Below are 19,559 nucleotides of genomic sequence, written 5' to 3' on the forward strand. Positions count from 1 at the left end.
CCGGCAGCTGGCCCCGACGAGGCCAGCTGCCCGGCCCTACCGCCTAGTCGGAATCCAGCCCTACCACCGTTCCACAACACCCCTACCAACAAGCCACGCTCAGCACCACTGGGCTATGCGGGGATATTACCTATCTTCGCACCAGCCAGGGCTGAATGGAGATACGCGACAGGATTCTCATGGACTACCTGCAAAGACTGTTCACACAGAGTTTTTGCGTCTACATGGCACGCACACTGTATGCTGAGCTAGCCCGGGTTTGATGGAGGGCACGAAGTAACGGAAGGATGTTTCCTATGCCGGCGGGACCCGATGTTGAGCGTAATACAACGCGACCAGCCAGCAGGAACAATTCAAGGACCTGGCCCCGATGCAATATCGGAACCAGTCCCTTGCAAAGACCCAAACCATTTAGAATTAACCCAGTCAGGAAAACGGGGCGCAGTTCATGACCGTCCTCTATATTACGCGACGGCGGGCGGTGTCTAGTGCACCGCCGGCTTGAACGCCGGGCGCGTGGCCTCGTAGTCAGTGATCGCCTGCTCGTCGCGCAAGGTCAATCCGATGTCGTCGAGGCCCTCCATGAGACGCCAGCGGACGTAATCATCCACTTCGAAGGTGTAGACGTTGCCGCCCACGGTGACGGTGCGGGTCTCGAGGTCGACGGTGACCTCGGTGTCGCCGGCCTCCAGCTGCTTCCAGATAAGCTCGATGTCTTCCTGGCTCATGATACCGGTGAGCAGGCCGGCCTTGCCGGAGTTGCCGCGGAAGATGTCCGCGAAGCGCGGCGAGAACACGGCCTTGAAGCCGTAGTCGTTGAGTGCCCAGACGGCGTGCTCACGCGAGGACCCGGTACCAAAGTCCGGGCCAGCGAAGAGCACGGAGCCGTGCTTGAAGGGTTCCTGGTTGAGGATGAAGTTCTCGTCCTTTCGCCAGTTCGCGAAGAGGCCATCGTCGAAGCCGCTGCGCGTGACGCGCTTGAGGTAGACAGCCGGGATGATCTGGTCCGTGTCGACGTCGGAGTAGCGCAGCGGGACGCCGGTGCCGGTGTGGGTAACGAACTTTTCCATGATGCTTTCTCCTTTTAGTTGGCGGCGGGCAAATCAGCGGGCGAGGACAGGTGGCCAGTCACGGCGGTCGCGGCCGCAACGAGCGGCGAAACGAGGTGCGTGCGGCCGCCCGGGCCCTGGCGGCCTTCGAAGTTACGGTTCGACGTGGACGCGGAGCGCTCGCCTGGCTTGAGCTGGTCCGGGTTCATACCCAGGCACATCGAACAGCCGGCGGTGCGCCACTCGGCGCCGAAGTCGCGGAAGATCCGATCGAGACCTTCCTCCTCCGCCTGCTTCATGACAAGCGCGGAGGACGGGACGACCAGCATGCGGGTGTTCGGAGCGATGTGACGGCCCTTGAGCACGCCAGCGGCTGCGCGGAGGTCCTCAATACGGGCGTTGGTGCAGGAGCCCAGGAAGACCGTGTCGATCTTGATGTCACGCAGTGGCGTACCCGGCACCAGATCCATGTACGTGAGCGCCTTCTCGAGGGCGGCCTTGGCGTTGTCGTCGGGTGCGGACGCCGGGTCCGGGACGGCATCGGCAAGCGGGGCACCCTGGCCGGGGTTCGTGCCCCAGGTGACGAACGGCGTCAAAGAGGAACCGTCGATGTGGACGACGGTGTCAAACTCCGCGCCCTCGTCCGTGGGCAGGGTTTTCCAGTACTCGACGGCGGCGTCCCAGTCGGCGCCCTGCGGGGCGAACTCGCGGCCCTTGACATAATCGAAGGTCGTCTCGTCTGGAGCGACCATGCCGGCACGGGCGCCAGCCTCGATCGACATGTTGCAGATGGTCATGCGGGCTTCCATGGACAGCTTGCGAATGGCCTCGCCGCGGTACTCGATGATGTGCCCCTGGCCACCGCCGGTGCCGATCTTGGCGATGATCGCCAGGATGAGGTCCTTGGCGGAAACCCCCTCGGCCAACTCGCCGGAAACCTCGATGGCCATCGTCTTAAACGGCTTGAGTGACAGCGTCTGCGTGGCCATGACGTGCTCGACCTCGGAGGTGCCGATACCCATGGCGATGGAACCGAAGGCACCGTGCGTCGAGGTGTGCGAGTCGCCGCACACGATGGTCATGCCCGGCTGGGTGATGCCCAGCTGCGGTCCCACAGTGTGGACAATTCCCTGCTGCTCGTCGCCCATCGAGTGGAGGCGCACGCCGAACTCTTCACAGTTCTTGCGCAGCGTGGAGACCTGCGTACGGGAGGTCTCGTCCTTGATTTCGAGCACGTTGCCCGTCTTAATCCCAATGGTCGGGACGTTGTGGTCCTCGGTGGCCAGGTGAAGCTCGGGGTGGCGCATCTTTCGACCGGCCATGCGCAGGCCGTCGAAGGCCTGAGGGCTGGTTACCTCGTGCAGGAGCTGGAAGTCGATATAGATGAGATCCGGTGCGCCGTTCTCACCCTTGGTCACGATATGATCGCGCCATACCTTCTCTGCGAGCGTCAGCTTTTCCGACATTTCAATCACTCCACTTGAAATCTCATTAATTGGGACGTAAATTTCACTATATGGGAGAGTATAGCGCAGTTTCTGGAATTAAGGTATTGGATCGAGCAGTGGCCATCATGATGGCCGCCACCAATCGCCCCTCATCGCTCAGCGACCTGTGTGAAGAGACGGGCCTGCCCCGCGCCACCGCACACCGTTTGGCCACCGCACTGGAGGCGCACCGTATTTTGACGCGCACCGCAGACGGGCACTGGACCGCCGGCCCCGCCCTGCCCGGTAACCGCGACCACCTCATCGAGGCAGCTACCCCCATCATGGAGCAGCTGCTCGAAACCACCGGTGAATCCATCCAGCTGTATCAGCACACCGGCGATACACGTACGTGCATTGCGTCCAAGGAACCCTCGCACGGCCTCCACAACGTCGTGCCGGTCGGCCGCCAGCTGCCACTGAACTCCGGTTCCGCGGCGCGCATTATCGCGGCGTTTGAGGACATTGAGATTCCCGATGCCCTCTATAGCCAAGCCGACGTCGATAAGGCCCGCGAGCTTGGCTACTCCGAGTCCATCGAGGAACGCGAGGCCGGCCTCGCCTCCATCTCCGCGCCCGTCCTCAACGCCGCGGGCACGCTCATGGCCGTGCTCTCCATCTCCGGCTCGGCCGAGCGCTTCCGCCCCTCCCCTGCGGATAAATACGCCACCTTGCTTTCCGATGCCGCCCAGCGGCTCGGCGCGCTGCTCTAACGGTGTTTAGAGCGCGGCGAGCCGCGCCACCTTCGCGCGATACTCCACGAGCAAGGGCAGCTCCGGTGCGCGCTGCTCGACAACCTCGAGCACCGCGCGGTACCACCACTGCTGGCGCTCCTTACCCGAGTTGAAGCGCGGCCACAGCTCGTCCCCAAGGACCTCATGGTCAGCAAGGATGGAGCTCAAGTTATGCAGCTTGTCGCACGCCGACACGACAACCGACTCATACGAGGCCTCACGCAAGTGCGCAAGGTACGCATCCGAGCGCTCCTGCCAGTCCCCCAGCGTGTCATCCTTCGTCACGCCCAGCACAATGTCGAGCACCCGCGGGCCGAAATCGGCTTCCATCTGCTCGGCCGTGTATTTCTCCGGGACATCCTCCAGCGTGTCGTGCAGCAAACATGCGATGAGCACGTCTTCCTCCACGTCTGCCGAAAGCCCCTGTTTGCTCGCCAGGTACATGACGCCAAAAAGATGCGAGGCGTACGGAATATCCGTCGCCTTGCGGTAGTGCCCATCGTGGGCACGCGTGGCAACGTTAAGCGCCTGCATAAGACGCGGGGTGAGCGCCTCCATGCAGCCCGCCCTAAATCGTCACGCCAGTAATGCCGAGCGTTGCCATGAGGCCACGGAAGTCCGCCGGGCTGAAACCGCCCATGATGAGCGCGAGGATGGCCTCCGCCGGCTCGAGGTACGCGCGGAAGTAGAGCGCCGGAACGTCGAGGATCGTGTTGGCCCGGCGCACGAGGTCAGGCTTGCGCGGCACGTAGCCCTGCGGCAGCCCGGCGCGCTCCTGCGGCGACGGGAAGTACGCAATGTCTTCGTACGCACGACGCTTGCCGCCCTGGATAAACGTCGCGGTACCCGAGTAGATACCCACCACACCCGGCTGACCCTTCACGTACGCGCCCGCGCCAGAGTCACCATGCTGTTTGAAGAGCTCCGTCGACGAGTAAATTCCCGCCGTCTGCATGGGGCGCCGCACGACCGTGCCGCAGTTCTCCGGCGAGTTGCGACCAGTAACGCAAATGCCGTTGCCATCCGCTGGCTTGAATCCGATACCGTCACCCGAGACCGGGTTGCCACCAGAGACCGTGCCCGCCGCAAACTGTATATAGGCAATATCCTGGCCGGTCGCACCCTCCTCACGGAAGTAGCGCAGCGTACCGATGTGCGAGCCATACTCGTTGTAGACAGCCTGGCCGTTGACACCACAGTGGGCGGCCGTCCACGCACGGTTGCCTTCGACGTAGCCGATGGTGCACGTCGTGCCTTCGGAGGTTTGAACGATGTGGCCCTGCGTGGCAATAGCGGGCGCCGCAGCGTTGGCGAGCGGCGCGACCCCTAGCGTGCCGACGAGAACAGCAGCAGCGGAGACGGACAGGGTCTTGAGGCGACGAGAAATCTTCACCCCTGTGACCCTAGTGCATGGCCTACACATGGTCTCGCTGTCACCCCCACCTGAACTGTGACAAACGCCACACTTAATCTCGCTCCCCCGCAATTGAAAACGGAATGAAAATGGGGTTTACTGAAAGCGTAATGAAAACACGCAGGCAGGGCGCCCACCTTTCCTGCCCCAACGCCGCTTCGGCGCACCAAAGATAAGGAGTCACGTCATGACTCATGCAGTTCACGAAGCTCACACCCACACCCACGGCGCTGGCTGCGGCCACGTTGCTTTCCAGCACGGCGACCACACCGACTACGCCCACGAGGGCCACATCCACCGCCTGCACGAGGGTCACTGGGACGAGTGCGAGACCTCCGAGCACGTCGCCGCTGAGGACCACGCTGGCCACGTCCACGGCGAGGGCTGCGGCCACGTCGCCATCCCCCACGGCGACCACGTCGACTACATCCACGATGGCCACCGCCACGCCGCACACGGCGACCACTACGACGAGCACTAATCCTCGAGCAAACACGGCCTTGTCCCACCATGAGGTGGAACAAGGCCTTTTTGTCGTTACTTGGACTTGTCGAGAGGCTCCGAGTCTGCCAGATCTGATTTGGCGTGAGACTTCATCCATGTTCGGATTGCCCAAAAGGCGATCAGTGCCACAACCACGACTACTGTCAACACGAACTTGCCTCCATCAGACCAGCCAGGAATCATGTCGAACAGCGCAGGAAAGGCCAGAATCGCCGCGACAAATGCCAACGATTGGTTCAAGGTCTCGTTAGCCTTACTTCGCTCCTCGGATTCACGTCGATATTTCTTCTCCTCTTCTTCTTTCGCCTCTTCACGGGCTAAACGTTCAGCCTCACGTTCTTGTTCCCGAGCTTCGCGTTCATCCTCTCGTCGCTTATCGTCTTCGATTTCTCTTTGCTTCGCAGCTGCATCGCGTTGCTTGGCTTCCTCATCTCGGTCAGCCTGCAGACGTCCCATCTCACCTTCAATTTGCAGACGCAGGGTTTGGAAACGGGTCGTGTACACCTCTTTGCGAATATCAAGCTCACCGGCGATATCGTCATACAGATGACGCGCTCCCGTTGAATCCTGAATTGCGTTGAGCACCCGTGTGTACAATTCACGTCCTGGGACTGTTTCAAACCACAGCTGATCACGGAAGACAACAAAATCGCGTTGGATGTCTTGGAATCGGTCCAATTGCCGCTGCAATTTGTCACTCGCGCCGCGTAGTTGTTGCAGATTCATTGTTTCTGTATGCACGCCATCGAGTCCCTCGAACTTCATCTCACGAAGTCGGTTACTGATGGACGAAAGATACTTTGCAGCTCTCGCCACTAAAAGCGCCAGATCCATAAAACGAGTTCCCGTAATCATCCACAATGCCGGGTCCTCTCTGGAAATTGCACTGCGACGCACAACTGCAATTCCTTCAGGAGAGGAATGAATATTCCAGTTCTTATAGAGTCCAATCCTGCCGAGCTTTTCCGGCGCAACCTCGAGTGCGGGAAGTCCGATATGGTAGCTGTCGGCACCACGCGCCAACTGCCAACCCCACAAATCGGATGGCAGCCAACGATGTCCGTTTTCTAACGCATCACGTTCGCACATTTCTCGCCGAATATCTTCGCGTTGATGCGCCGGCAAATCTTCATCAGTTTCCGGAGCCCCTCCTAGCAACATCGGAACTTCCGCAATATCGCGACCAGGAATGGCGCATACGGTCGTAAATCGAGCAACTTTATCGCCGCTACGCTGTCGCCTATCAGACTCTTCTTGTAATAACTCTAATTCCTTATCCTTCGCGTCCGTTACTTCCTTGAACCGCCACTTATCCCTGCGAAGGTATCCTCCTTTTTCCATCTTCAGTCCGCGCTCTGCGGCAGGCAAAACTGACAACGTAAGATCAAAAAAGTAATTCAACAGATTGATCGAATAAGTCTGCTCCGAATCATTATCATGAGTCCCGCGCACAACATGCATCTTCTTATTCTCAGGAATGACTAACCGTTTGGCGTCTGATTTCACAATATTGACGCGGTTTCGTACCTTTGCGATCGACTGTGAGGCCTTTTCGAGCATTGCGGCCGAGCAATTCTCGACCACCAAGTGCAGAATTAGGAAGGTCGTGGCGGTATTCTCAGAGCTTGAGTCATGCGAGACATGATGTTCAGGATCTTGAAAAGTAACGAGCTCGGAGCACAAGAGACGTGCTTGGCTGTAAGGGTGCGCTTCGTCATCATCAAGCCGGATAATATCCAGCCCCTCCCCCTGCGCTGGCTCACTTCCCCAGACGGATTCCAATGAGTCTTCCGGTTCTGAGGAAGGATGCTCAATACGAGCCTGCGGCGCAAAATCCGGGATCCAACCTTCTTCGTCTAGTCGCGTAATATCCGGAGCAAACTTGTACTTATAGGCATCAACACGCAGAGCCCTCGTATTTTCATCGTCGATCCGGTGGCCTGCCGCCGGGCCATCAACGACATTCGCTCCCACCGAGTCACGGAACGGCGCCTGAAATTGATGTCCTGCTTGCTTATGGAATGAGTGCGGCGCGTATTTGTAATATGTTTCTGAACGAAATACCTCGTTGTCGCGAAGCTTTGGGCGCTCAAGGTGCGCACCATGCTGGGACTCTCGGCCAATTTCAATTCGCTTGATTCCGTTGAATCTTCCCTGAAACCAATCATCGCCAAGATCTTGGTCAACGACATAGGGCAATGGCAGCGCCACCGAGAAATGAACCGCACGCCAATCTGGAGCTTGGGTAGCTGAATAGCAATCAGGCAAATTCAATGAAGCACCAAAGAGTCCAAAATGCAGTCTCGAGTTGGTTCCGGCGCGCAAGCTTGTAGTCATGTTCGTTAGCCTATCGCCAACGCCTTATCCTTGCTGGGTTAGAAAGAAAATTCTTGCAATTTAAACTGCACAAAACTCAGAACGCACTTACCATGCCATTATGAAGATCACATTCGGATTCGGCTTGGACGGGGCGGCCTGGACACCCTCCTCAGGCCTCGGGGAATTGACCGTAGGGCCCGCGGGATTAGCCCGCGTGTTAGCCACGCGCTTAGGCGTGACGATACCGGTTCTGGACAAACCGGAACGCATCATCGCCTATCGCGACCGCTTAGCTGAGCTTCTCAAGCACGATCAAGCGTGGCTTCGTCCGTCCTTCGAAGTTGATGCATGGGCAGTGGCCAACCAACTGCTTACCTGGCGTGACGAACTCGTCACTGCAGGTATTGACCCGCGTGATCTCGCCGATGGCATCTCACAACGAGTCGATGCGCTCAAGGCCGCTGAACGTCCCATGCCCATCGCCGGCGAAGCTGATCTCATTCCTGCCGTCGCGCGTGCTTTGGGCAAGAATCCGGGGCTTAAACTCGGCATTGAACGCATCGTGCTGCGCGACAAGCTCGACGCTTTGCCCCCAGTGTGGAAATCCATTCTGAGATCACTTGGCGACATCGTTGTTGAGGAACCAGAGCAAAGCGAAACACTCGCCTCGAAGGTTTTCGTTACCGCACAAAACGACTTCGAAGCTGCGGACGTCATCGTGAGCGAACTGCGCAAGGAACGTGCTGCTGGCGTGGTGCCGCAGCTACTAGTCACTGCAGACACGCCCTTCCTTGATGCTGAACTGCTGCGTGCTGGCTTCGCACCAGTAGGCAAGTCCTCAAATCGAGGTGGTGCCCAAGCTCTTTCCGCGTTCGTAACTGCAGCGACGACCGCTGGCGCGGTCCCCGAGATCATCGACCTACTGCTCATGCGTATCGACGGGCATGCACTATTTAACGCCGACGCAAGTAAAGCGCTTCTAAAGGCGCTCGGCCGCGACTACGGCTATAGCGTCGACCATTGGGACAAAGCCCTAGCCGAGCTCGAGGGCGAGGCAAGGGCAGTAGCTAAAGGCATCGACAGATACCTTGCGCTTCGCGCACCCGTGGATGAAATCAATATCGATACATTGCGCGAAGCCCTCATGTGGTTTGCGCAGAATGCTCATGGCGAAGCACTCAGTACTGCAGCCAAACAGCTGGAAAAAATGCTGTCTCATTACTCCGCCATTTCGAAGCGGGAACTCGAGCATCTCGTCGACGCGGTCTCTCGGCGAGTAGGCTCCTGGAGCATTCGACCAGCCGCAAGTCACGACTTCGAGGTCATTGGCGATCCCGCGCATATTCGTTCCGGCGCGACCGTTTTGTGGTGGGGAGCGCTCGCGGATAATGCCTCTGGAATTGACACCTGGTCTCAGAAAGAGCATGAAGGATTCGACGGCCGAGTGCTGTCGCTAAAAGACATCACTCGACTTCGAACCAGCGGGCAGTTAAAGGCGCTGCGCAGTGCGCGCTCACTCGTGGCTGTCGTTCAAAAGCAAGTAGTCGGAGAAAAAGGCACTCGCCCACATCAGCTCCTAGCGCAGCTCGTCGCCAAAGAGGTCGCGGCAGGCAAGAGCTTTGACGAACGCTTTAAAAGCGCTTCGCCCCTCCTTGAGGGCGCACTCGCCCCTGTTGAGAAGCAGCTCTGGCCCTCACAGCCAGATCTCACCCAGGTGAACTTTGTCCCCGGGACTCAGCTACTTCCTACTCACATGTCCTACTCGCAATTGGCGACGTTGCTGGCACGCCCGTTGGAGTGGATCTTGGCGAAGCCTCTCGGAATTTCCGAGGGCCGTCGTCGCGGGCCATCAACAGGCAATGCCATGGTCGGCACCATGTTCCACAGGGCCTTGGAGCTGCTTCAAACCATAGACCACAATACGTGGACCGAGGATTCAGTTTCTGCGGCTCTTGAACGCGCGATTGGTGAAGTCGCTGTGGAACTCAACGCACCCGGCCAAGCTTCCCGTCGACAAGAACTCCACGCCCTCGGTGTGCTTTCGATCCTCTCGTTCCGCGACAAGCTCGTTGAGAAAGGCTGGAAGTTCGACGCGGCCGAAGCCAAGTTCTCCATCCCGCTCGACGTCACCGTGGAAGGCGTGCCGGGAGGAAAGTGGACTATCGAGTCTTTCAATGGTTCGCGTGACATCGACGTGAGTGATTCGAAAACGGGACGTCGCTCGGTCCTCGACGCAAAGTACACGACGTCTAAGAATAAGTTCGAAGACGTCGTTAAGAAGAACGAAGCATTGCAGCTTGCGATTTATGCATGGTCAGTGGGATTCGCCAACGTTGACTTCACTGGATATTGGGAATTCCGCAAACACATCGTCATCGATGGCAAAGATAAGGAAACCACTGAGGCGCTCTATAACCGTGCGCTCCTTCTTTTGTCTAAACGACTCACCGACATCGCTGCGGGGTCCGTGGTTGATGAGGCACATCAAAGACTCAGGGACCCCGAAACCAAGCTCGATAAATTGACCGCGGAAGTACGGGCTGAACTAGGCGAAGAGTTCTTCTTCCCTGATGAAGTCACCTACCGCGACTATGACGTTTTGACTGGATTGAAGGGAAACTACTAAATGAGCACGGGCAATTACTCCCATTACACTCTCGTCCAGGCGAGCGCTGGTTCGGGAAAAACTTTCCGCATCACTGAGGACCTGGCTCAGGCCATCGACGAGGGCAAGGATCCATCACGCATCATCGCGACGACCTTTACGAAGGACGCCGCCGCCGAATTGGCTGGCCGCATCAGCGTCAAGCTCGTCGAGAAGGGAAAAGTGGTCGCTGCGCAAGAAATCGACTCGGCTCTCGTCGGCACTGTCAACTCGATCACTGATGCTCTCGTGCGTCGGTTCGCACTGCACAATGAAATCTCGCCGGAGCTTGCTGTGCTAAGTGAGAATGCCGAAAAACTAGCATTTGACACTGCATGCGACGAAGTACTCGCAGCATACTGGGAAGCCCATCGTGACCTGATCAAGCGTGTAGGTTATGCGGGACGCCGCACTGTTCATGGGGGCCTCACTGAGGGTCAAGGTGTGTGGACTGACTCCGTGAAGAAGCTCTCACAAGCACTACGCGCTAACGCCGTCGATGTCAACGATCGAAACGACCTCGAGGAACACATATCCAAGTCCCAACAGGCCTTCGCCGATAACTTCGACTTAGGAAATGAGACAGGTGATATTGAGGAGATTGTTGGCCGTGCGAAGGAAGCTTATGACTCCCTCATGGAGGTCATCAACGACGATTCGACCGAAGAAAAATGGCTAGGTGACGAAAAGCTAAGAAAAACTAGCGTCACATCGCTCAAAAAGAATCATGCGAAACGCACAAAGATCTACCAGCGGCTAAGTGCCAACCCCGCTGCCGTCAGCTGGGGCGAAGCACTCAAGCTCACCGCTGGTGAACTAGTCGGCGGTCCTAAAGTGACTGGACCGATTACCACCACGTTCGCAGACGAATTTCCCACCGGCATGGGAGAAATCACGAAGCTCCAAACCTTCCGTGATGACACTTTCGATATCATCCGCATCGCCTTTGAAGCCGCACGAGACTGCGTGAATGCCTATACCGAGGCTAAGCGAGAGGCGGGTCTCATTGACTTTACGGACCAGGAAGCACGCGCACTTAAGCTACTTCAAGATCCCCATGGCGAAGCGAGCGAATGGATTCGCGAGTCCTTCGATGTCATGGTCGTAGACGAGTTCCAGGACACGAGCCCGCTCCAGTTAGCAATCTTCCTTAAGATTGGCGCACTCGTTGGTGACGTGCGTTGGGTTGGTGACCCGAAACAGTCCATCTACGGGTTCCGCGGCGCCGATCCAATTCTCATGCAGACTGCCGCACACGCCATTGAAGAAGGCGGTGGACAACAAGACTCTCTTTCAATGTCATGGCGCAGTTCCGGTATTCCACTTAAGCTCTCCAACGAATATTTCTCACGTGCCTTTGCTGATCAAACGAATGTAACGCTCAAGATCAATGAGGCCCGTCGCGAGCGGCGCCGCAATATCGACCACGAAGGCCGTATCTCCGTGTGGAGAAACGCAAATGCGGAAGCCAAGGTCGGTCTCCAACTCACTGTACCCATCGTCAAAGGCATTCAGGAGCTGCACGCTGAAAATCCCAAGCAGTCTATTGCTGTCCTGGTGCGTAGCAACGCAGACGCCGAGAAAGTCCTCGCCGAACTCCGCCAGGCAGGTATTCCTGCAACTGGCAAAGACGTGTCGGTCGACGAGGAAGTCGAAGCGATGCTGCTCGTTGCTGGTCTGCGCTACTGCTCCGATGGGTCGGACAGAGCTTCGCTCTTTGAGCTCATCACACTCATGCCAGAGCATGCTGCGCACGCAACGTGGTTTAAAGAACTCGCCTCCGCTCCAGACAGGAAGACTCGTACGGAGCTGAAGAACTCCTGGGCGGACGATCCTTCGCTCGCCGCAGTCAATGAGATTGCACGGCACATCGGGCAGCTCACGCCGTCGCGCGCGATTACGGAGCTCATCGACGCGCTGGATCTGCGTGCGCGAATCGCCAGCTCGCCATCTCCAGCTGGCCGCTACGACACGCTACTGGGGTTCCTTGAGCAAGCAACAATATATGAATCAGACCGCGAGGGAATTGGCAAGGCAGCCACAGTATCCGACTTCTTACGCAACTTTGACGCGGAGCAGCGTCTAACCAACGGCAAGGGCGTTGTCGCACGTTCCAGCCAAGAAGCCGGAAGCGTCTTTGTCACTACGATGCACGGCGCCAAGGGATTGGGCTGGCACACCGTTATCTTGGGATTGAAGAAGAGCAATGACAAGCTTCCTCCCGATGTGTGGACGGAACCTACCGACAGCGGCGCCTTTACGCTGGAGGCGCCCTTGGAGGGCCGTCACGTTATGTTCTGGCCCTACACCCTCACTGCTCAGAAGGCGTCGAAGGAGCACTTCCTCAAGACACCACTGATGAAGAAAAGGGAGGAGCGCACCGCAGAGGAAAACAAACGACTCGCCTACGTTGCCCTCACTCGTTCCAAAGAACACACCGTTTTCGTAGCCACTGAGAAACGGCTGGATAGCCATGATCCTCTCGATAAGAACAATGTTGTGCTGTCGACTAACGATGCAGAGGGCACCATCGCCATTTCTTCGGCGACGACCGAGCCGGTCACCCTACCCGCGGATTTCCGCACCTATAGCGAAGACGACGAGTCCGGCGCACCGGTAAGCAATGAGCAGCAGCGCTTGCTCCCCGAGTGGCGCGGCGAGTCCACGCGCACGGCCGAGCGCAAGGCGGCCCGCTTCGCGGCATCGCTGGTGACCTCGGCGGGCTGGGAGGACCGAGCGGATACCGCGGTGGTCGCAACGCTGGGTGCACGTCTGGTCGAGCACGGCGAGATGGACTGGAACAAGGTCGGCGACGCCATCCACACCTACCTCGGCACGAGTTACACCGCGCTCGACGAGGCGGCGCAGCTCGCGCACGCTGAGGCCATCTTGGGCCGCTGGGGGGTGAGCGCCATTGAGGCCAAAGACTTGGTCGAGGCCGGTCGGCGCTGGGATGCGTGGCTCACGGAAAACTACCCGGATGCGCCGCGGCTCACCGAGGTACCCATGCGCTACCTCGCGGACGGCCAGGTCGCCGAGGGCTGGATCGATATGCTCCTCGACACCGGAGACGACACGGTCGTGCTCATCGACCACAAGTCCAACCCGGGCAACCAGAAACCGGCGGAGTTCGTGAAGAAGCACTACCTGGGCCAGATGGCGACGTATCGCGCCGCTCTCGAGGCAGCGGGAAAGCGCTGCGACCGCATCCTCATTCACCTGCCGCTCGCTGGCGCCATCGTGGAGGTCGCCTTCCGCGACGAGCCGAGCGCTTAGCGGCGCCCACGGCCCCGCCTTCGTCCCCACGGCGAAGGCGGGCGTTGTCGTTTTAGCGTCGCCGCACGACCGCAAACATCATACCCACCGCGATGAGGAGGCCGATTTCGATCCACGCCCTGCCAGATACCGCCTAAGATCTGTGCAAACATGAGACTGCCTAGGACTTTACGGCGATCTGCAACGTCATCGTCATTGCCCATATCCTAGACAGGCCTTAAGCGGAGGAAGTGCTATCGTTTACGCCGTGTCAACAATCTGGTCAATCGTCCACAGAGATCTCGCGCGTGTGTGGCGCACGCCTGCGGTATGGATCATCGCCATCGGCGTCCTTGTCACGCCGGCGCTCTACTCGTGGTTCAACGTGCGCGCGTTCTGGGATCCCTATAAAAATACGGAACACCTCCAGGTCGCCGTGGTCAACGAGGACCGCGGCGCGGACTCGGAGCTTACGGGCCACCTCAACGTGGGTGGACAGCTCGTGGACAAGCTGCACGACAACCACAAACTGGGCTGGCAATTCATGGACGCGGACCAGGCGGCCGAGGCCGTGCGTCGCGGCGACGTCTTCGCATCCGTCACGGTCCCGGCCGAGTTCAGCCAAGACTTCGTGAGCCTTTTCGAGGGTGAGTATCACCAGCCCACGCTGCACTACGAGGTTAACGAAAAGCTCAATGCGGTGGCCCCCAAAATCACGGACACGGGCGCCTCGACGCTTGAGGAGACCATTGGCCAGACCTTTAAGGAGTCCGTCGCCGAGGCCGTCACTTCGGAGCTGCGCGACAAGGGCGGAGAGCTGAACACGAAGCTCACGGATGCGGGAAACAGCGCGGCGGGCAACTTCGGCGAGACTGCGGACTCGCTGGAGAATGCGCATGGCATCCTCGCCGGCGTGCGCGACGAACTGGCCGCGGCCCAGCCCAAGGTCGCGCAAACTCAGCAGACCCTGCGCGATGTCAACGCCACGCTTGCCGATGCCCGTTCCTCCCTCGCCCGCGTCAACTCCCTTTCCGCAGGCATTCGGGAGACCGCAGGCGAGACCGGCCGCAGCCTCACCGACGCGCGAGCCGAAGGCACGGAGGCGCTCGCGGACGGCACGGCCGCTGCGAATGCCACGGTGGGCACGCTCACGGGCGAACTGCGCGGGGCGCTAGGCGGCCTTGATGCTGCAAGCCGCGCGGCCACGACGCTGCGCGACCAGACTGGCGCGCTGCTCAAAATCGTGCCTGGACAATTCGCTGGCGATCTGCGGGCGACGCATGACCAAGCGGCGGCGACCGTGGACAGCATCGACCGGCTGCGCGGCGACGCACAACGCGGCCTTGACGAGCTCGACACCGCGACGAGCGCCCTCGACGACGCGGTCGCGCAGGCGAAAGATGCCCAAGGCGGGTTGGTTGGCACGGCGCGCATCGACGCGGCGCTCGCCGGAGTTGAGTCCACCACCGCGCGCCTGAGCGCGCGGCTTGATGCACAGGAGGAGCTGGTGGGGCAGGCTGGCGAGCTGATTGGGGGCATCGGAAAGCAGCTGCAGGGCGCGGACCAGGTGCTCGCCTCCTTTGATGCGGACCTGGGCGACATCGAGTCGACCCTGCGTACAGCGCGTACGGATATCCTGGCGCTCACGCAGGATGCGAACAACGATAAAACGCTCACCACCGTGCGCGGTCTCGATACCGTCGCTGTGTCGAGCTTCCTGGCCGCGCCGGCGCAGGTCGATAGCCACTCGGTCTTTCCCGTCGAGCACTATGGCTCGGGCATGAGCTCGCTGTTTACCAACCTCGCGCTGTGGATTGGCGCGTTCATGCTGCTCATCATCTACCGCTCGGAGGTCGACGGGGCGCGTACGGTGCGACAGGCCTATACGGCGCGGTACCTCTTCCTCGGCATCATGGCCGTGGCGCAGGCTCTCATCGTCTCCGTGGGCAACCTCGCCTTCGGCGTCGAGACCGTCTCCCCCGCCGCCTACGTGGCGACCGCCGCGCTCATCGCGCTGGCGTATCTGTCCATTATTTTCTTCCTCGTCTCGACGTTCGGGCACATCGGGCGCGTCATCGCCGTCGTGCTCGCTTTCATCCAGATCCCCGGCGCGTCCGGGCTCTATCCCATCGAGATGACGCCCAGCTTCTTCCGCGAGCTCTACCCGTGGTTGCCGGTTAGCTACGGCATTTCCATGATGCGCGAGACCGTGGGCGGCTTTTACAGCCTGCATTATTGGCGCGACCTCGCAGCGCTCGCCGGCATGGCGCTTCTCGCCTTTATCGCGGGCGTCATCCTGCGTCGCCGCCTTGCACACGTCAACACGATGGTGAACGAGGAACTCGCCGCGGGCGGCCTCATCACGAACGAGGAAATCCACGCGCAAGGCTCGCGCTACAAGCTGGCAGACCTCCTCGTGGTTCTCCAGGACCGCACGGCGTTTACCGAGGGCTTGGGCGGGCGCTGGCGCGGCGTGCGCGGGCACTACGCGCAGGTCGTCACTATCACCATCGCGACGGGGTTCCTTCTCATCGTCGCCTTCGGCGTCATCGCGCACTTCGATGCTGGCAACAAGTCGCTCTACTTCGGGCTTTCTCTCCTCGTTACTCTCGTAGCCCTCGGCGTCATCCTCACGCTCAAATACGTCAAGCAATCCCTCGCCCGCGCCGAAGACCTCGCGCGCCTGCCAGAGAACGAACTGCGCCGCCATCTGCGCGCCGAATCCCTACCGGAGGGCGATACCCATGCGTAACGCATTGACCATCCTGCGCGACGACCTGCGCGCCATCCGCACGAACACCATCACGGCGCTCATCGTCTTTGGCGTGCTCATCATCCCGCTCATCTTTACGACGTTCAACGTCTTGGCCTCCTGGGATCCCTTCGGCAACACGGGCAATCTCCGTATCGCCGTGGCCAGTAACGACAAGGGCCACGTCACCGATGTGGGCAAGCTCAACGTCAACCTGGGCGACCAGGTGCTTTCCCAGCTCGCGCGCAACGACTCCGTGGACTGGGTCATCACAGACAGCGCCGACGCCGTGGAGGGCACGAGGTCCGGCGACTATTACGCCTCCATCGTGTTACCCGAGTCCTTCAGCGACGACATGCTCACCTTCTACCTCGACGGCGCCGAGCCCACCCGCCTCGACCTCTATACAAACCAGAAGAAGAACGCGCTAAGCTCATCCATTACGTCCAAGGTCGCCACCGGCGTGACGAATAATATTGACGAAAGCTTCGCCGAGGTCCTGTCCGACGTCGGGCTGGGCCTGCTCTCCTCGCTCGATGACTACCTCAACGAGGACAACACGCAGTCCGCCCTGAGCACCATCCAAACCCGCATGCAGGCCACCAGCGGACGCCTCAACTCGGCGTCCGCCACCGTCCGCTCGCTCACCGGGCTCATCGATGGCGCGATTCCCCTGGCTACGAGCGCGGACTCGCTGCTCGCGCGCGCCAATACGAGTGATTCCACCGCACCCGCCACGCAGTCATCCTCTCCCGTCAATCTCGACGCGACGCTGCGCGAGTCTGCCGATGCCCTCTCTTCCGCACTCACCGCTGCTTCCTCCAGCCTCGGCACGGTAAGCGCCCGCCTCGACGACGCGACGGGCACCAACGCGCTCAATCCGAATGAGCTACACGACCTTGCCAAGCAAGTCCGTTCCCAGGCGGAAGGTCTCGACACCGCGCGCGGCGCGCTTGCCGGCCTGGCCCTGCCCACCACGCAGTTCGATACCGCCGCCGCCCAGGCTCGCGCAATGGCCGACTCTTTGGACACGACCGCCACCGCCCTCGAGACCGGTGCACAGGACACCTCGGCCGCAGCGCAACGCGCCCGCGACGCCGTGGATCGCGCCTCGCGCGCTGTCGAAGACGCCCGCACGAGTTACACCACGGATCTCAAGCCACAGGTCGCTGAGCTGTCACAGTCCATCAAGGCGGTCGCCGACGACGTCGCCACGGTGCGTTCCGATCTCGATGCCGCCCGCGCGAATGCCGCGGGTGCAGACTCACTGGCCTCTCGCCTGGAATCCTCGCGTGACGAAGTAGGCGCGCTCGCGGACAAACTCGCCGCACAGTCGGCCGAGTTCGAGCGCATCAATTCCGCGCTCGATGACGCCCGCCAGACGGGCGACTTGGATAAGCTCGCGCGCGTCGTCGGCGACGATCCGGGGCTCACCGCCTCCCGCTTGGCCTCGCCCCTGGGGCTGGACCGCGAAGCTGTCTTCGCTGTCAAGTCCTTTGGCGCGGCGATGACGCCGTTCTACACCACGCTCGCTTTGTGGGTGGGCGCGCTCATTGCATGTGTGTTCATCTATGCCAACGCGGAGCGCACCTACCGCCGCGGCGAGACCGCGATGAGCCGCAACGCCATCTTCCTCGGCCGCTTTCTCACCTTGGCGCTTATCGCACTTATCCAGTCCACGCTCGTGACGACGGGCCTTATCTTCTTCGTCGAGATCGCCCCACAGCACCCCATACAACTCATCGTCGTGGGCTGGGTGATCGCACTCGTGTTTATGATGCTTGTCTACGCCCTCGTCGTCACTTTCGACAACGCGGGCAAGGCCATCGCCGTCGTCCTCCTCGTCATCCAAGTCTCTGGCGCCGGCGGTTCCTACCCCCTGCCGCTGCTGCCCGAGTTCTTCCAGAAAGCTAGCCCCTGGCTGCCTGCGACGCATGCCATCAGCGCGCTGCGCGCGGCCATCTCCGGTTCCTATGAGGGCGACTTGTGGCGGGAACTCGGTCTGCTGGTCCTCTTCACCATCCCCGCGCTCATCCTGGGGCTCTGGCTGCGTCGCCTCATGGACGGCTATCACGAGCGTCTCAGTGCGGCGATTGCGAGCACCAAGGTCATGGCGAGCTAGACCACCGGCGGCTTCCACATGGCCAGCTCGTTGGGGCCTGCGTCCTTGCTGGGGATCTCCCCGAGCGGAACAAACCCCAACCGCGTATACAGCCGCGCCGACCCCTGCGTCGTGGCTTCCAGATACACCGCATCGTCTCCTGCGCGCGTCAATCCATGCTCCAGCAGCTGAGAACCAATGCCTTGGCCTTGCGCTCCTGGCGCTACCACGAGCGTATAGAGGTACCAGTGCGGGAATTCTGGATGGTACTTCGCCGCTTGTGCTTCGCTCACCGCGAGCTTGACCAATCCGGTGCCAAAGACGCGCGCCAATTCGCTCGCCAGCCGCAAATACGACCCCGCCCCAAACGTCGTGCCCGGGCGCTCCCAGAGCGCTACCCCGAGCACCTCCCCGTCCTCGTCTTCACAGATATCCGCCACGCCGCGCGGAATATACTGCGTGCGCAGCTGCGCCCGAAACAACGCGTCGAGCGCTTCCTCTGGGTCCTCGAGCTTTCCGACCACCCGCGCGAAAGACGGGTCGTTCGCAAAGGCCGCCGCCAACACGGCAGCCGCACCTGGAATATCGGATTCTGTCACAGCACGAATGTTCATACGTCTCGACAATAGCGAAGAGCGCCCCCGTGTGCAGCGGACAGCAGCGGGCCGGTTTAGCGAGGCAAGGCGATGCTGTACTTAATCCCTTTGCTCTCGAGCAATTCGAGAAGGGGCTCGCTCGGACCCAATTGATTTGATACGGCGCTGGGGAAAAGTGCCACGTTGCTCCTTTGATCTGTCCGGTTTCTATGAGGTAAGCATCAGATTCGACTTGCCTTCTAATAGACTCCGTGAGCACCACCGGCCCCACTTTCGATTCGTGGGCAATTCCGTCAGCGAAAACATCCACGCGCCGCACCGCCCGGTTGCACACCTCAACGCACTCCGACGTCCGCAGCACGACCTGGGTTGAGGGCTCAATATTCTTCCTCACGAGTCGTTTCTTCACGAGCATGAGCTTGAGATAGTCCTCGCCTGCGCGGCCATCTTTCATAAACTCCACAGCTGGGGTTGCAACATGTCCCGGCCGCTGGCGATATCCCGCTAACTTGTCGAGGTTCACCCGCCCTCCCTTCATCAGGCGGAGAAGGCTTTCGGGAGTTGCGCCTTCCTTAACGAGGTAATCCCACTGCTTATAAACACCTTTGCTTGCGTTCTCGCGAACCGGCTTGGGAAGCTTCGGAATCCTTGCAATGAGCGTGCCCGCACTCGCGGCCAGCGCAGGGTATGTGGTGCTAAAAGCC

Annotated in this window: 12 protein-coding genes; 6 read left to right on the forward strand and 6 right to left on the reverse strand. The window is 60.2% G+C overall.

Going from position 1 to position 19,559, the window contains the following annotated elements; translation table 11 throughout:
• Positions 1-485 precede the first annotated feature (485 nt).
• Together leuD and leuC are read right to left on the reverse strand one after the other, a co-directional pair.
• Positions 486-1,070, reverse strand: a complete 585-nt coding sequence (gene leuD, locus HMPREF2559_RS03620; RefSeq protein ID WP_070539555.1) for a 3-isopropylmalate dehydratase small subunit — start codon at positions 1,068-1,070, stop codon at positions 486-488.
• A gap of 14 nt (positions 1,071-1,084) precedes the next feature.
• Positions 1,085-2,515 carry a 3-isopropylmalate dehydratase large subunit gene (leuC, locus tag HMPREF2559_RS03625; RefSeq protein WP_070539557.1) on the reverse strand — a complete coding sequence of 477 codons (1,431 nt, stop codon included), beginning with the start codon at positions 2,513-2,515 and terminating at the stop codon, positions 1,085-1,087.
• Between the two features lie 50 nt (positions 2,516-2,565).
• Here leuC and HMPREF2559_RS03630 point away from each other — a divergent pair, with 50 nt between their 5' ends.
• Positions 2,566-3,249 (forward strand): IclR family transcriptional regulator, encoded by a 684-nt coding sequence (locus HMPREF2559_RS03630; RefSeq protein WP_066484643.1) that lies wholly within the window; start codon positions 2,566-2,568, stop codon positions 3,247-3,249.
• Positions 3,250-3,255: 6 nt separating this feature from the next.
• Here the strand turns inward: HMPREF2559_RS03630 and HMPREF2559_RS03635 are convergent, their stop codons facing one another.
• Together HMPREF2559_RS03635 and HMPREF2559_RS03640 are read right to left on the reverse strand one after the other, a co-directional pair.
• On the reverse strand, positions 3,256-3,828 hold the full coding sequence (locus HMPREF2559_RS03635; protein WP_066484651.1) for an HD domain-containing protein: 573 nt from the start codon (positions 3,826-3,828) through the stop codon (positions 3,256-3,258).
• Positions 3,829-3,838: 10 nt separating this feature from the next.
• A complete protein-coding gene (locus HMPREF2559_RS03640) occupies positions 3,839-4,663 on the reverse strand; it encodes a chymotrypsin family serine protease (RefSeq protein WP_066484654.1) in 825 nt (274 codons plus the stop codon).
• A 208-nt stretch (positions 4,664-4,871) separates the two neighbouring features.
• Between HMPREF2559_RS03640 and HMPREF2559_RS03645 the strand changes: the two genes are divergently transcribed.
• Complete coding sequence (locus tag HMPREF2559_RS03645) at positions 4,872-5,165, forward strand: hypothetical protein (protein WP_068801730.1); 294 nt, start codon at positions 4,872-4,874, stop codon at positions 5,163-5,165.
• 56 nt (positions 5,166-5,221) lie between these two features.
• Here the strand turns inward: HMPREF2559_RS03645 and HMPREF2559_RS12695 are convergent, their stop codons facing one another.
• Positions 5,222-7,525: a hypothetical protein gene (locus HMPREF2559_RS12695; protein WP_141759146.1), complete on the reverse strand. Its 2,304-nt coding sequence runs from the start codon at positions 7,523-7,525 to the stop codon at positions 5,222-5,224.
• 100 nt (positions 7,526-7,625) lie between these two features.
• On the opposite strand from HMPREF2559_RS12695, the gene HMPREF2559_RS03660 reads away from it, so the two are divergent.
• From HMPREF2559_RS03660 to HMPREF2559_RS03675, 4 genes are all read left to right on the forward strand, one after another.
• The gene (locus tag HMPREF2559_RS03660) at positions 7,626-10,133 is read left to right on the forward strand and encodes a PD-(D/E)XK nuclease family protein (RefSeq protein ID WP_070539559.1); all 2,508 of its coding nucleotides are present in this window, start codon (positions 7,626-7,628) and stop codon (positions 10,131-10,133) included.
• Entirely contained in the window at positions 10,134-13,427 is a 3,294-nt protein-coding gene (locus HMPREF2559_RS03665) for a UvrD-helicase domain-containing protein (RefSeq protein ID WP_066484680.1), read from the forward strand.
• Positions 13,428-13,674: 247 nt separating this feature from the next.
• Positions 13,675-16,158 carry a YhgE/Pip domain-containing protein gene (locus HMPREF2559_RS03670; protein WP_246818451.1) on the forward strand — a complete coding sequence of 828 codons (2,484 nt, stop codon included), beginning with the start codon at positions 13,675-13,677 and terminating at the stop codon, positions 16,156-16,158.
• The gene (locus tag HMPREF2559_RS03675; RefSeq protein ID WP_066484686.1) at positions 16,151-18,280 is read left to right on the forward strand and encodes a YhgE/Pip domain-containing protein; all 2,130 of its coding nucleotides are present in this window, start codon (positions 16,151-16,153) and stop codon (positions 18,278-18,280) included. The genes HMPREF2559_RS03670 and HMPREF2559_RS03675 overlap by 8 nt, the downstream gene beginning before the upstream one ends.
• Here HMPREF2559_RS03675 and HMPREF2559_RS03680 read toward each other — a convergent pair.
• The gene (locus tag HMPREF2559_RS03680; RefSeq protein ID WP_070539562.1) at positions 18,277-18,873 is read right to left on the reverse strand and encodes a GNAT family N-acetyltransferase; all 597 of its coding nucleotides are present in this window, start codon (positions 18,871-18,873) and stop codon (positions 18,277-18,279) included. The genes HMPREF2559_RS03675 and HMPREF2559_RS03680 overlap by 4 nt on opposite strands.
• Between the last annotated feature and the right edge of the window lie 686 nt (positions 18,874-19,559).

This window comes from Corynebacterium sp. HMSC072G08, assembly GCF_001809185.1.
Classification (GTDB): Bacteria; Actinomycetota; Actinomycetes; order Mycobacteriales; family Mycobacteriaceae; genus Corynebacterium; species Corynebacterium phoceense.

Excerpts from the sequence above, each read along its gene's own strand:
- leuD (WP_070539555.1), bottom strand. The coding sequence starts at position 1,070 with ATGGAAAAGTTCGTTACCCACACCGGCACCGGCGTCCCGCTGCGCTAC.
- leuC (WP_070539557.1), bottom strand. The coding sequence starts at position 2,515 with ATGTCGGAAAAGCTGACGCTCGCAGAGAAGGTATGGCGCGATCATATC.
- HMPREF2559_RS03630 (WP_066484643.1), top strand. The coding sequence starts at position 2,566 with ATGGGAGAGTATAGCGCAGTTTCTGGAATTAAGGTATTGGATCGAGCA.
- HMPREF2559_RS03635 (WP_066484651.1), bottom strand. The coding sequence starts at position 3,828 with ATGGAGGCGCTCACCCCGCGTCTTATGCAGGCGCTTAACGTTGCCACG.
- HMPREF2559_RS03645 (WP_068801730.1), top strand. The coding sequence starts at position 4,872 with ATGACTCATGCAGTTCACGAAGCTCACACCCACACCCACGGCGCTGGC.
- HMPREF2559_RS12695 (WP_141759146.1), bottom strand. The coding sequence starts at position 7,525 with ATGACTACAAGCTTGCGCGCCGGAACCAACTCGAGACTGCATTTTGGA.
- HMPREF2559_RS03660 (WP_070539559.1), top strand. The coding sequence starts at position 7,626 with ATGAAGATCACATTCGGATTCGGCTTGGACGGGGCGGCCTGGACACCC.
- HMPREF2559_RS03665 (WP_066484680.1), top strand. The coding sequence starts at position 10,134 with ATGAGCACGGGCAATTACTCCCATTACACTCTCGTCCAGGCGAGCGCT.
- HMPREF2559_RS03675 (WP_066484686.1), top strand. The coding sequence starts at position 16,151 with ATGCGTAACGCATTGACCATCCTGCGCGACGACCTGCGCGCCATCCGC.
- HMPREF2559_RS03680 (WP_070539562.1), bottom strand. The coding sequence starts at position 18,873 with ATGAACATTCGTGCTGTGACAGAATCCGATATTCCAGGTGCGGCTGCC.